The organism is Brevundimonas sp. AVps7, from assembly GCF_058681545.1.
The window spans coordinates 3,217,627-3,231,344 of record NZ_CM178742.1 but is presented as its reverse complement, the minus strand read 5'-3'; the positions used below and the strand labels follow the sequence as shown (position 1 = coordinate 3,231,344).

General features: G+C 68.1%; 11 protein-coding genes. All 11 read left to right on the top strand.

All coding sequences use genetic code 11. From position 1 onward, the window contains the following. The first annotated feature begins 191 nt into the window (after window positions 1-191). The 11 genes from ACW17Y_RS16085 (at window position 192) to lnt (ending at window position 13,698) form a co-directional block, all read left to right on the top strand. Window positions 192-1,052, top strand: a complete 861-nt coding sequence (locus tag ACW17Y_RS16085; RefSeq protein ID WP_492036676.1) for an outer membrane protein — start codon at window positions 192-194, stop codon at window positions 1,050-1,052. A 213-nt stretch (window positions 1,053-1,265) separates the two neighbouring features. Continuing rightward, window positions 1,266-6,176: an NAD-glutamate dehydrogenase gene (locus tag ACW17Y_RS16080; protein ID WP_492036675.1), complete on the top strand. Its 4,911-nt coding sequence runs from the start codon at window positions 1,266-1,268 to the stop codon at window positions 6,174-6,176. Beyond that, on the top strand, window positions 6,176-6,643 hold the full coding sequence (locus ACW17Y_RS16075) for a universal stress protein (protein WP_492036674.1): 468 nt from the start codon (window positions 6,176-6,178) through the stop codon (window positions 6,641-6,643). The genes ACW17Y_RS16080 and ACW17Y_RS16075 overlap by 1 nt, the downstream gene beginning before the upstream one ends. Window positions 6,644-7,060: 417 nt before the next feature. Continuing rightward, window positions 7,061-7,618, top strand: a complete 558-nt coding sequence (locus tag ACW17Y_RS16070; protein WP_492038318.1) for a NifU family protein — start codon at window positions 7,061-7,063, stop codon at window positions 7,616-7,618. A gap of 6 nt (window positions 7,619-7,624) precedes the next feature. Continuing rightward, a complete protein-coding gene (gene tsaB, locus ACW17Y_RS16065) occupies window positions 7,625-8,293 on the top strand; it encodes a tRNA (adenosine(37)-N6)-threonylcarbamoyltransferase complex dimerization subunit type 1 TsaB (RefSeq protein ID WP_492036673.1) in 669 nt (222 codons plus the stop codon). Next, a complete protein-coding gene (locus ACW17Y_RS16060) occupies window positions 8,290-8,721 on the top strand; it encodes a GNAT family N-acetyltransferase (RefSeq protein ID WP_492036672.1) in 432 nt (143 codons plus the stop codon). Before tsaB ends, ACW17Y_RS16060 begins: the two co-directional genes overlap by 4 nt. 42 nt (window positions 8,722-8,763) lie before the next feature. Next, on the top strand, window positions 8,764-9,243 hold the full coding sequence (locus ACW17Y_RS16055) for a Fur family transcriptional regulator (protein WP_492036671.1): 480 nt from the start codon (window positions 8,764-8,766) through the stop codon (window positions 9,241-9,243). Window positions 9,244-9,287: 44 nt separating this feature from the next. Continuing rightward, window positions 9,288-10,679, top strand: coding sequence for a tRNA (N6-isopentenyl adenosine(37)-C2)-methylthiotransferase MiaB (gene miaB, locus ACW17Y_RS16050; RefSeq protein ID WP_492036670.1), 1,392 nt, complete (start codon window positions 9,288-9,290; stop codon window positions 10,677-10,679). Further along, window positions 10,669-11,658, top strand: a complete 990-nt coding sequence (locus ACW17Y_RS16045; protein ID WP_492036669.1) for a PhoH family protein — start codon at window positions 10,669-10,671, stop codon at window positions 11,656-11,658. Before miaB ends, ACW17Y_RS16045 begins: the two co-directional genes overlap by 11 nt. Further along, window positions 11,655-12,113 carry an rRNA maturation RNase YbeY gene (gene ybeY, locus ACW17Y_RS16040; protein ID WP_492036668.1) on the top strand — a complete coding sequence of 153 codons (459 nt, stop codon included), beginning with the start codon at window positions 11,655-11,657 and terminating at the stop codon, window positions 12,111-12,113. The genes ACW17Y_RS16045 and ybeY overlap by 4 nt, the downstream gene beginning before the upstream one ends. Beyond that, a complete protein-coding gene (gene lnt, locus ACW17Y_RS16035) occupies window positions 12,103-13,698 on the top strand; it encodes an apolipoprotein N-acyltransferase (protein ID WP_492036667.1) in 1,596 nt (531 codons plus the stop codon). Before ybeY ends, lnt begins: the two co-directional genes overlap by 11 nt. Window positions 13,699-13,718 lie beyond the last annotated feature (20 nt).

Below are 13,718 nucleotides of genomic sequence, written 5' to 3'. Positions count from 1 at the left end.
AAGAGAGGCCGTCGGACGCCCGTCCGGCGGCCTTTTTCTTTGGGCGCGCGTGGTGCGCGAAAGCGGCGCCGCCGGAATTTGGAGGGGACGCCATGCATCCGTGGGGAACATGCGAGCGTCGCTGTCGTTAGGCCGCCGGAAGGGTTGTCACGCCGCAGTCGCGAGGCGGGTTCGACCAAGGATTGGAAAACATGATTAAAATCATCTCTGCGGCTGCTACGGCGCTGCTGCTCACCGGCGTCGCGGCGCCAGCCATGGCTCAAAGCTGGATGCCCAACTGGGACGCGCGCCCGGACTGGTCCGGCCCCTATATCGGCGTCTACGGCAGCGCGACGAAGGCCAATGACCAGGACGACGAGCGCCTGCGGTTCGACCGAAATCTGGACGGAAACTTCGGTGATACGGTCGTTACGGCGGCCGGCGCGGACGCCTTCAGCTCCGGTTCGTGCGGCGGCTCAGCCAATACCGGCGATTTCGCCGGCGGTTGCGACGACGACGCGGACGGGTCGGAGGGCGGCGTAAGGGCCGGCTGGGACTTCCAGTTCGGCTCGTTCGTGGTCGGCGCCGTTGCCGAATACTCCGGCTTCGGCAACGCGGAGGACAGTGTGACGTCGTATTCGACGACGCCGGCGTCCTACACGTTCGAACGCAAGCTGGAGAACCTCGCCGCCCTGCGCGGACGGATCGGCTACGCCTACGGCCCGGCGCTGATCTACGGCACGGCCGGCGCCGCCAGCGGCGAGATGTCGAACCAGTTCTATTCGTCGAACACCCAGAACAGCTTCACCGCCACGACGGATGACGACCAGGCCGACGGCTACCAGGCCGGCGGCGGCGTCGAATATATGCTGGCTCCCAACCTCAGCGTGACCGGCGAGTATCTCTACACCTCGCTGGAGGCGCCCGATTTCGACATTCGCGTCGGGCGAGGCGTCGCAATCGCAACCAATCCCTTCGTCCTGACCCCCAACACCACGGGTACGGACATGCGGCGCTCCAACGGCCGCTTCGGTCTGCACGCGGTGCGGATCGGCATGAACTACCGTTTCTGATCTTTCCCCCGGGTTAGTGAACGGTGATCAGGCGCCGGGTTCTCGCGAGAGGACCCGGCGTTTGTCGTTTCGGGCCTTTCCGAGCCGCGCGGCTCGGCCTATCCAGCGATCAGAGACGGGACGCGTCTCTGCGGTGATGTCACCGTAACGGTTGAGCGATAGCGTCCGGTCCAGACCCTGGCGGCCCTGCCGCGCCTTTTCGAGACCCTGCCCATGTCCGGCGACCTCCGCACCTCCTCCCAGCCCTCCAGCCCGGAGGCGCTGCAACGGGCCTTCGCGGGGGCGTTGGGAGGCGGCGGGGGCGCCGGCGACCTGGAACAGTCCTTCGTCGCCCAGGCCTTCGAGGACTATGCCGAGGACGAGACGCCGGAACTGGCGCTGGAGGATGTTGGCGCGGTGCTGGCCGACGCCTGGCGCTGGGCCGAGCGGCGCGCGCCCGGCGAAACCCGCGTGGCGGTCGAACCCCTGACGGCGGGCGGTGGTCGCGCCACCCCCTATGACGTCCTTCGCATCGTACAGGACGACCGGCCCTTCCTGGTCGACAGCGTCATGGGCGAACTGGCCGATACCGGCGTTTCGGTCCGGGCCCTGTTCCACCCCGTCCTGAAGCTCTCGCGACAGGCCGATGGATCGCGCAAGTCGGACGACGGCGGCGCCCGCGAATCCCTCATCGTCCTGGTCATCGATCCCCTGCCGCCCGAGCGGCGCGAGACCCTGATGGCCGGCGTCGAACAGACCCTGACCGATGTGCACACGGCGGTCGCCGACTATCCGGCCATGAATGAGCTGATGGCGCGGTCGATCGGCCATCTGGAAGCCTGCCCGGGCGGCATCGATCCGGCGATCGTGGCCGAGAATCTCGAGTTCCTGCGCTCGCTCAACGACGACGCCTTCGTCTTCCTGGGCGCCCGCGACTACGACTATCCGCGCACCACCGATGGCGGCTATGCGGCGCAGGCCCCGCTCGACCAGTCGGGCGCAGGCGTCGGTGTGCTGCGCGATCCGGAACGGACCGTGCTGCGCCGCACGTCCGAACCCGCCGTCCTGACCGCCCAGATGAAGCGCCAGATCGACCTGTCGGACCCGGTCACGGTGGCCAAGGCCAATCTGCGCAGCCGTGTCCATCGCCGCGCCTACATGGATTATGTCGGGGTCAAACGGTACGGCGACGACGGCCGTCCTTCGGGCGAGACCCGCTTCGTCGGCCTGTTCACCGCCGAGGCCTATGACCGGCCGCCGTCCCAGGTGCCGCTGATCCGTCGCAAGGTCGCCAATGTGCTTGACCGGGCCGGCAAGGCCCCCGGCAGCCACAACGAGAAGCGGCTGAAGAACATCCTCGAGAACTACCCGCGGGACGAGCTCTTCCAGATTTCGGAGGACGAGCTGCTGACCACGGCGCTGGGCATCCTGCATCTGTTCGACCGGCCCCGGATCAAGATCTTCACGCGCAAGGACCCGTTCGACCGGTTCGTCTCGGTCCTGGCCTTCGTGCCGCGCGAGCGCTACGACGCAGGCGTGCGCGAGCGGATCGGCCGCATTCTGGCCCGGGCCTGGGGCGGACGCGTGTCGGCCTGGTATCCGCAACTGTCGGACGCCCCCCTGGTGCGGATCCACTACATCATCGGCGTGACGCCGGGCGATCACCCGACCCCGGACGCCCGCGCCCTGGACGCCGAAATCATCGAGACCGGCCGCAGCTGGGTCGATCGGTTCGAAGGTGCCCTGCGCGTCGCCGAGGTCGACGACAGCCAGATCGGCGCCATGAGCGCCCGCTGGGCCGAGGCCTTCGGACCGGGCTACCGGGAACGCTATGACGCCGCCGAGGCCGTCACCGATCTGCAGGAAATCGATCGGTTGAACGAGACGGGAGACACGACCGTCGGCGAACCCGTCGCCGTCCGCGCCTTCCGCCATGCCGACGACAGCCCGCTGCAGTTCCGTTTCAAACTCTATCGCCGCGGCGCCGCCGTCCCCCTGTCCGACGTCCTGCCGATCCTGGCCGACATGGGTCTCAAGACGCTGGAGGAGTTCGGCCACGCCATCCGTCCGGCGGGTCAGACCGGCTCGGCGCAGGAAATCCACGTCCACGAGTTCCTGCTGGAGGACCCGCGCGGCGCGGCGCTTGAGTTCGGCGACATCAAGGGTCCGTTCGAGGCGGGCTTCTCGGCCGTCTGGTCCGGGCATACGGAGAGCGACGGCTTTAACCGTCTGGTGCTGGAACTCGGCGTCGGCTGGCGCGAGGCGGCCCTGATCCGCACCCTGGCCCGCTATCGCCAGCAGACCGGTCTCGACCCGTCCCAGGCGGTGCAGGAAGAGGCGCTGCGCGACTATCCGGCCATCGCCCGCGCCCTGCTGTCGTTCTTCGCCTGCAAATTCGATCCGGCCCACGGAGGTTCGGCCGATGAGCGCGCCGCGACCTGCAATGAAGTGAACGACAAGATCACCGCCTTGCTGATGGACGTGAAGTCGCTCGACCACGACCGGGCGCTGCGCCGGATGGCCGCCCTGATCGGGGCGATCAAACGCACCAACTACTACCAGACGGCGGCCGATGGAGGCTTCAAGCCGCATATCTCGATCAAGATTGCCTCGCGCGAGCTTGAGGACCTGCCCCTGCCCAAGCCCTACCGCGAGATCTTCGTCTGGGCCCCGCACATCGAGGGCGTCCACCTGCGCTTTGGGCCCGTGGCGCGGGGCGGCCTGCGCTGGTCGGACCGCCGCGACGACTTCCGTACCGAGGTGCTCGGTCTGGTGAAGGCCCAGCAGGTCAAGAACGCGGTCATCGTGCCGGTCGGCTCCAAGGGCGGCTTCTTCCCGAAATATCTGTCGGGCATCGTCCGCGCCGGCGGCGACCGCGACGCCCAGCAGGCTGAGGCCATCCGCGCCTACCGGACCTTCCTGTCCGGCCTGCTCGACATCACCGACAACATCGGCGCAGACGGCCATGTGGTTCGTCCGGCCAATGTCGTGCCGTTCGAGGGCGACGACCCCTATCTGGTCGTGGCCGCCGACAAGGGGACGGCGACCTTCTCCGACATCGCCAACGGCGTTTCGGCCGCCTACGGCTTCTGGCTGGACGACGCCTTCGCCTCGGGCGGCTCGGTCGGCTACGACCACAAGGCCATGGGCATCACGGCCCGCGGCGCCTGGGAGGCCGTCAAGCGGCACTTCCGCGAGATCGGCAAGGACATCCAGACCGAGCCCTTCACTGTCGTCGGCGTCGGCGACATGTCGGGCGACGTGTTCGGCAACGGCCTTCTGCTGTCGAAGGCCTCGAAACTGGTCGCCGCCTTCGACCACCGCGACATCTTCATCGACCCGACCCCCGACCCGGCCTCGTCCTGGGTCGAGCGCGACCGGCTGTTCCAGCTGCCGCGTTCGTCCTGGCAGGACTATGACAAGGCGCTGATCTCGGCCGGCGGCGGGGTCTTCTCGCGCTCGGCCAAGTCGATCGAACTGACGCCCGAGATCCGCGCCGCCCTCGACATCACCGACGAGGCCCTGGATCCCGTCAGCCTGATCCGCGCCATCCTGAAGGCGCCGACCGAACTGCTCTATCTCGGCGGCATCGGCACCTATGTGAAGTCCGCGCTCGAGACGGACGCCCAGGTCGGTGACAAGGGCACCGACGCCCTGCGCATCAATGCCGACGAACTGCGGGTCAAGGTGGTAGGCGAGGGGGCCAACCTCGGCTTCACCCAGGCGGGACGGATCGCCTTCGCGGCCGGTGGCGGCCGGATCAACACCGACGCCATCGACAACTCCGCCGGCGTCGACACCTCCGACCACGAGGTCAATATCAAGATCCTGATCGGGTCGGCGGTCACCAATGGTGTTCTGCCTCTGGCGGAGCGGGTGCCCTTGCTGGCTTCGATGACCGAGGAGGTCGGCCACAAGGTTCTGGCCCACAACTACGACCAGACCCTGGCCCTGACCCTGCAGCAGGCCGAGGGGACCGGCGCGCTCGACACCCAGCAGCGGTTCATGCAGTCGCTGACCGCGCGCGGCAAACTGGACCGCAAGGTCGAGGGCCTGCCCGGCGACGTCCGCATCGGCGAGATGAAGACGGCCGGCCTGGCCCTGACCCGGCCCGAGCTGGCGGTGCTCATGGCCTATTCCAAGCTGGAACTGGCCGACGAGATCGTGGCCTCGAGGGCTCCGGAGGATCCGTTCTTCGAAGAAACCCTGATCCGCTACTTCCCCGAACCGCTGGCCCGGTTCGAGGACCAGATGCGCGGCCACCGTCTGCGGCGCGAGATCGTGGCGACGGTGCTCTGCAACGAGATCGTCAACATGACGGGCCCGACCTTCCCCGACCGACTGCGGGCGGCGGCGGGTTGCGACACGACCGCCCTGGTCATCGCCTTCGAGGCGGCGCGGCGGGTCTTCCGCCTCGACGAGGCCTGGGATGCGGTCAACGCCCTGGATCTCAAGGTTCCGGCCGAGACCCAGACGGCGCTCTATCTGGAAATCTCCACCGTCCTGCGGCGTCAGACCTTCTGGCTGGCGCGGCGCGCGGGCAGGTCCGGGGCGACGGTCCAGGGGCTGATCGAGGCCTATCGTCCGGCGGCCGACGCCTTGCGAGCTGCGGGCGGCGACGTCCTCAGCCGCTTCGAACAGGGCCGTCTGGCGGATCGTCTCAAGATCTTCGCTGACATGGGCGTGGGTGAAAATCTGGCCCAGACCGTCGCCATGTTGCGCCCGCTGGTGGCCACCGCCGACGTCGGCGATCTGGCGAAGGAAGCCGGCTGGTCCGAGCCCCGGATGGCGCGTCTGTACCACCAGGTCGGGGCCGCCTTCGATTTCGACCGTCTGCGGGCTGCGGCCGGGGCCGTGCCGTCGGGTGATCACTTCGACCGTCTGGCTGTGCGTCGCCTGATCGAAGACCTGATGGCCGAACAGGTCGCCCTGACCCGCGCGGTCGCCGCGGCTTCCGACCCGGCGGTGGGCGACACCGAAGCGACGGCGGAAGCGGCTGTGGACGCCTGGATCGGACCGCGTCAGGCCCTGGTCGAGGGCGTTCGCGCCGCCGTGGACGAGATCGAGGCCTCGGGCACGGGCTGGACCTTCGCCAAACTGACCATCGCCAACGGTCAGATTCGCCAGGTCGCGGGCGCGCTTTGATGCCCAGAAAGTTCCTCGTCGTCGTCGATGACAGCCCCGAGTTCGAGGCGGCCCTGCGCTACGCCTCGCGCCGGGCGCGGTCGACGGGCGGGCGCGTCGCCCTGTTGCGGATCATTCCCGGCGGGTCTGACGAGCACTGGGCCGGGGTGCGCGAGGAGATCCAGCGGCAGCAGCGGGCCGAGGCCGAAACGCTTCTGAACCGGCTCGGCGAGGAGGCTCAGGAGCGGTCGGGCGCCCAGCCCGTCTTCCTGATCGAGGAGGGCGAGCCCCAGGCCGCGATCCGCAAGGTCTGCGGCGACGACCCGGAGATCAAGATCCTCGTCCTGGCCGCCGGAACGGGAAGCCGGGGTCCGGGGCCGCTGGTCTCCGCCGTCCTGAAACAGGGCGCGGCCTTCGGCGGAAGGAAACTGCCGGTCACCATCGTCCCCGGTGAACTCACCGACGCCGAGATCGAGGATCTCGCCTGATTTTTCCTTCTCCCATTGGGAGAAGGTGGCTCGCGAAGCGAGACGGATGAGGATCGGATATCACCGGTGAGCCACGACCCTCGCCCTTTCGCGCAAACCGATCGCTGCGCTCCAGGGCGCTCAAGCCCTCTCCCACCGGGAGAGGGGAGCCATACCCATCAACACATCCCCGGAATCCCCCAACGATTCCAACGCCAGGCCCTGACGAGAGCCCTTTTACCCATCACGCCCTGAAACGCCCCCATACTGGTCCCTTTCGCGCGGAGAGGACCATCATGGGCGAACGCTTCGGACGCATCGGACGCTTCGGACGGTGTTTTCGAGGCCGGCCGACGGGACTCTATGGACTATCTGGACTCCAATTCCGGAGTCTGGCCCGCTCTTGCGAACCACCTCATCCAGGCGCATTTCCCGCCTATGTTCATCCAGACCGAACCGACCCCGAACCCGAACGCCCTGAAGTTCCTGCCCGGTCGCGATGTGGCGCCGACCGGTTCGCGCGAGTTCCTGACCATCGACCAGGCGACGGCCTCACCCCTGGCCGAGGCCCTGTTCACCCTCGAGGACGTCTCCGGCGTCTTCTTCGGCGCCGACTATGTCTCGGTGACCAAGGCCGAACACGGCCGTGACTGGTCTGAGATGAAGCCCGAGATCCTGTCGGTCATCATGGACCATTTCGTCTCCGGCGCGCCCCTGCTTCGCGACGGCGAGGCGAGCGTCGATGACGGCGCCGAGGATTCCGAAATCGTATCCGAGATCAAGGCGTTGCTGGACAGCCGCATCCGCCCTGCCGTGGCCCAGGACGGCGGCGACATCCTGTTCGACGCCTTCGACGAGGAGACCGGGGTGCTGTCGCTGCGGATGCGCGGCGCCTGCGCCGGCTGCCCGTCCTCGGCCATGACCCTGAAGGCCGGGGTCGAGCAGATGATGAAACACTACGTCCCGGAAGTGACCAGCGTCGAACAGGTGATCTAGGCTTTCGTGCGCGTCCTGGTCATAGATACGGCGCTGGACGCCTGCACGGCGGCGGTGTTCGAGGACGCGGGCGCACCGGCGATGCGTGCGCTCGGCGTGCGGTCGGAAGTCATGGCGCGCGGCCATTCCGAACGGCTGGGCGGCTTCGTGCGCGACGCGGTCGCCGAGGCCGGCGGCGGGTTCGAGGCGCTCGACCGGATCGGCGTGACCGTCGGTCCGGGCTCCTTCACCGGCCTGCGGGTCGGACTGGCCTTCGCCCAGGGACTGGGCGCCGCGCTTGGCCTGCCGGTCGTCGGCGTATCGACGCTTGCGGCGCTCGCACGGTCCGCCGACGGCGGGCAGGGGGCAACGGCGGCGGTCATCGATGCGCGGCGCGGACAGGTCTATCTGCAATTGTTCGAGGACGGGGGCCCGGCGTCGGAGCCGGAGGCCCTGTCCCTGGAGGACGCTGTCGCGCGGCTGGCCGGCCAGTCGTGGCGCATCGTCGGTTCCGGCGCGACCCTGGTCGGTGGCGGAGCGTCGACGCCGACCGCGCCCGATCCGGCGGCGCTCGCGGCTCTGACGGTCGCGTTCGATCCTGCGACCAACCCTCCTCGACCGCTCTATCTCCGCGCGCCCGATGCGATTCCGCCGACACGTCTGCCCGGTCAGGCCCGGCCCGCGCCGGTCGCATGACCTCATCGATCGACCCCCGAGGCCTGGCGCAGGCGCTCGCCGACCTGCATTCAGAAGCCTTCGACGCGCCCTGGTCGGCGTCCGCCTTCGCCGATCTGCTGGGTCAGGCCGGGGTGATCCTTGAGGGCGACAACGACGGTTTCATCCTGATCCGCGCCGTCGCCGACGAGGCGGAAATGCTGACCCTCGCGGTGCGGCCGTCGGCCCGACGACAGGGGTTGGGCGCCCGCCTGGTCCGCGCCGCAACGGACCGGTCCGTCGATTTCGGGGCGCTCCGGATGTTCCTGGAGGTGGCGGAGGACAACGCTCCGGCGCGGGCCCTGTACGGCTCCCTCGGCTTCCAGGCGGCGGGTCGGCGACCCCGCTATTATCCCCGTGCGGACGGCCCGGCCGTAGACGCCCTGCTTCTTGTTCTCAACTTGGCCTGAACGGCTTCCCACGGGGGGTTCGCCCCTCTATCTTTACAGCCCATGGACCGGATCGAAAAACTCTGCGCCGAGCGCGGCATGCGCATGACCGAACAGCGCCGCGTGATCGCCCGCGTTCTGGGCAGCGCCGAGGATCACCCCGACGTCGAGGAGCTGTACCGCCGCGCCTCCGCCATCGATCCGCACATCTCGATCGCCACCGTCTATCGCACCGTTCGCCTGTTCGAAGAGGCCGGTGTGGTCGAGAAGCATGACTTCGGCGATGGCCGCAGCCGCTACGAAGAGGCCGGCGACGACCACCACGACCACCTGATCGACACCCGGACCGGCGAGGTCATCGAGTTCTTCGACGCCGAGATCGAACGGTTGAAGACCGAGATCGCCGAACGCCTCGGCTTCGAACTGGTCGGCCACAAGCTGGAGCTCTACGGCAAGGCGATCGAGGGCGCCGAACCGTCCAAGCGCGAGGGCCTGATCTTCACCCGCAACGCCCATCGGGTCGACCCGGGACAGCTATCCTGAGCGACCGCGTGGCGTCAGCTGGCCGGCGCGACTAAGGGGCCCGCATGTCCGATACCCTGATCGCGCCCGAGATCGGCACCGCCGACGGGAGCGTGTCTCCCAAGCGGCTGTTCATCAAGACCTACGGCTGCCAGATGAATGTCTATGACAGTGAGCGCATGGCCGATGTCCTGCGCCCGCTGGGCTACGCCACGACCGACCAGGTCGAGGCCGCCGACTTCGTCATCCTGAACACCTGCCATATCCGCGAGAAGGCGGCCGAGAAGATCTATTCCGAGCTCGGCAAGATGCGGGAGCTGCGCGAGCGCAAGGTCGCGCGGGGCGAGGCCCGGATGACCATCGCCGTCGCCGGCTGCGTTGCCCAGGCCGAAGGCGAGGAGATCATGCTGCGTCAACCGGCCGTCGACATCGTCGTCGGCCCCCAAGCCTATCACCAGCTGCCGGAACTCCTGACGCGCATGGCGCGGTCGCGGGGCGAACGGATCGGCGCAGATTTCGCGCCGAATGAGAAGTTCGACGCCATGCCCGTCGTGCGCGGGGTCAAGGGGTACGCCGCCTTCCTGACGGTGCAGGAGGGGTGCGACAAGTTCTGCAGCTTCTGCGTCGTGCCCTATACGCGCGGCGCCGAATGGTCGCGGCCGGTCGCCGATGTGCTGGCCGAGGCGCGTGGGCTGGCGGACCAGGGGGTGCGCGAGGTCACCCTGCTGGGTCAGAACGTTAACGCCTATGATGGCGAGGGCGCGGACGGAAGGGTCTGGACCCTGGCACGGCTGGCGCGGGCGCTGGCGGAGATTCCGGGACTGGATCGCATCCGATATACGACCAGCCACCCCAACGACATGTCCGATGACCTGATCGCGGCCCATGCCGAGGTCGAGGCCCTGATGCCCTATCTGCACCTGCCGGTGCAGGCGGGATCGGACCGGATCCTGCATCTGATGAACAGGAAGCACGGGCGTCAGAAATACATCGATCTGATCGGCCGCATCCGCGAGGCGCGGCCGGATCTGGCCCTTGCCGGCGACATGATCGTCGGCTTCCCCGGCGAGACGGACCGCGAGTTCGAGGACACGCTCGATCTGGTGCGCCAGGTGAATTATGCGGCGTGTTTTTCTTTCATGTATTCGCCGCGCCCCGGCACCCCGGCCTCCACCCTGCCCGGCCAGGTTCCGGCTGAGGTGATGAAGGGCCGGCTGAAGGCTTTGCAGGACTTGCTGTTCGAGCAGCAGACCGCCTTCAACGAGAGCCAGGCTGGACGGACGCTGAACGTTCTGTTCGACAAAAAGGGCCGTCATCCCGGGCAGGCGGTCGGGCGATCCCCATATCTGCAATCCGTGCACGTCGACGGCGCGGATCATCTGCTCGGCCAGATCGTTCCGGTGAAGATCGAACAGGGCAACCAGAACAGTCTGAAAGGCAGCCTGATTGGCGCGTGAATCCGAATTTCTAGAACTTGATGACACCGCGCTTATGGCGGTCATCGGACCCAACAGCCGCCACGTCGCTCTCATCGAGGACGCGTTCAAGGTGCTGATCGAGGCGCCCGGCGGCGGGATATCGATCAACGGCGGTGCGCGCGATCGGGCCAACGCCAGACAGGTAATCGAGGGTCTGGCGACGCGCTCCGGGAAGGGCGCCGATGTCAACGAAGCGGACGTGCGTGCCCTGATCGGCTCCACGCGGACGGGCGTGACCGGCGGCGGACGTCGTGTCGATCCCATGGCCCTGCCGATCGGCAAGCGCGGCGCCATCGTGCCCAAGACCGATGCCCAGGCGCGCTATCTGGACACCCTGGCCAACCACGAACTGAGCTTCGGCGTCGGACCGGCCGGAACGGGCAAGACCTTCCTCGCGGCCGCCTACGGGGCTTCTCTCCTGCGGCGCGGACAGGTGGACCGGCTGGTCATCACCCGGCCGGCGGTCGAGGCTGGCGAGAAGCTGGGCTTCCTGCCCGGCGATCTGAACGAGAAGGTCGACCCCTATCTGGCTCCCATCTGGGAGGCGCTGAACGACATCCTCGGCGCCGAGGACGTGCAGCGGCGTCGCGACAAGGGTGAGATCGAGGCCGCTCCCATCGCCTTCATGCGCGGCCGGACGCTTAGCCACGCCTTTGTCATCGTGGACGAGGCCCAGAACACCTCGCGCCTGCAGATGAAGATGGTCCTGACCCGTTTGGGGGAGGGGGCCCGGATGGTGGTCACCGGCGACCCGTCGCAGATCGACCTCTTGAATCCCCGAGACTCGGGTCTCGCCCATGCGCTGCGGATCCTTCGCGACGTGAAGGGGGTCGGGGTGCTGGAGTTCGAGGCCCAGGACGTGGTGCGTCACGCCATGGTCGAGCGGATTGTGCGCGCCTACGACGCCGACGCGGCGGCGGGCCGGCCCGCGGCGGACCTGGAAGAGCCCGTGCGATGATCGAGATCGAGCTCGAGGCCGAGGATTGGACCGACGCCATCGAGGACATCGAGGCGGTGGTCGAACGGGCGGCGATAGCGGCTCTGGGCGACAGGGAGGGCGGCATCGTCATCCTGCTCACCGACGACGAGACGGTGCGCGACCTGAACGACCGGTTCCGGGGCAAGGACAGGCCGACCAATGTCCTGTCGTTTCCGGCAGCGGAGATGCCGGGTGCGAACCCGCAGCCCTTGGGCGACATCGTCCTCGCTTACGGTGTCTGCGCCCGAGAGGCCGAGGAACAGTCCAAGACGTTGCGCAACCACCTGACCCATCTGGTCGTCCACGGGGTGCTGCATCTGCAGGGCCGCGACCACGAGGATGATGCCGAGGCGGAGGCGATGGAAGCCGAGGAACGCTCGATCCTTGCCAGCCTGGGCGTATCGGACCCATACACGCTCCCGCATGACGGCTGAGCTTTTCCAGAAATCGAGCGACGCCCTGAACCGGGCCCTGGACGGGCGTCTGGCCCGGATCGGTCTGGCTCTGGTCGCCGGAATCGCGGCGGCCCTGGCCCATCCGCCGTTTGGCATTCTGCCAGGACTGCTCGGCTATCCCCTGTTGATGCTTCTGGCCGAACGATCGACGTCGGTGCGCGGCGCCTTCTGGATGGGCTGGCTGGCCGGCTTCGGCTATTTCGGCGTCGGCTGCTGGTGGGTGGCCGAGGCCTTTCTGGTCAATCCGGCCCAGGCCTGGATGGCGCCCTTCGCCGCCAGCCTGCTGCCGGCTGGAATTGGTTTGTTCTGGGGCGCGGCCACGGCGCTGTATCGCCGGTTCGCGCCGGATGGCCTGCTCCGCGTCCTGTTTTTCGCCGCCTGTTTCGCTCTGCTGGAATGGCTCCGCGGTCACGTCCTGACAGGCTTCCCGTGGAATCCGGCCGGCGCCAGCTGGGCCGCCGGATCGGCGGGATCGCAGTTCGCCGCGGTGGTCGGGGTCTACGGTTTGGGGTTGGTCACGGTGGCGGCGGTCTGCGCCTTCGCGCCGCTGGCCGGGTCGGGAACGCGCAAGGCCCGCGTCGGCGTCGCCCTCGCCGGAGCCTTCGTGCTGGCCGCCCTGGTTATCGGCGGGACGGTGCGGCTGACCGGAGCCCAGGTCCGCGACACCGACACCCTGATCCGCATCGTCCAGGCCGACGTGCAGCAGGAGTCCAAATGGTCGCCGGAGAGCTATCGCTCCATCGTTGATCGCTACGTCAATCTGACCGCCCGCGCGGGCGCGGCCCAGCCCGATGTGATCGTTTGGCCCGAAGGCGCCTTGCCGGCCAGTTTCAACGACGTCTTCGCTCCGGAATCCCCGGACGGTCCGGCCATCGCCCGCGCGGTGCAACCGGGTCAGACCCTGCTGGTGGGTCTGCCCCGGGGTGAACTCGGGCCTGATGGCCTGGCGCGATACTACAACAGCCTGTTTGCCATGGCCGATGAAGGCGCCGCCGGGCTCAGGGTCACGGCCGTCTATGACAAATACCGGCTGGTGCCGTTTGGCGAATTCCTGCCGCTGGGCGGTTTGATGGGGGCGATCGGCGTGCGCAGCCTTGTGCATATGCCGGCCGATTTCAGCCCCGGACCGCGGCCTTCGCCGATCGACCTGCCCAACGCGCCGAGGGTCCAGCCGCTCATCTGCTACGAGAGCCTGTATCCCGGTTTTACGCCGGGCGCGGGCGGACGGCCCGAGTGGATCGTCAACGTGTCCAACGACGCCTGGTTCGGGGCGACCTCCGGGCCGATCCAGCATCTGAATCTGGCCAGCTACCGCGCCATCGAGACAGGCCTGCCGGTCGTGCGTGCGACGCCGACGGGGGTATCGGCCATGATCGATCCCTGGGGCCGGGTCATCGACGGTCGGCGCCTGGATCCCGGTGAGAGCGGGGTCATCGACGCTCTGTTGCCCCAGCCCGTCGGGATCACGCCTTATGGCCGGGTCGGCGACCTGTTCTTCTGGCTGATGGTGCTGGCCGGACTGGTTCCTGCGGGCGTTTCGATCGCGAAGACTCGCCGCGTGTGATGTCAGTTTGCGACGGATCG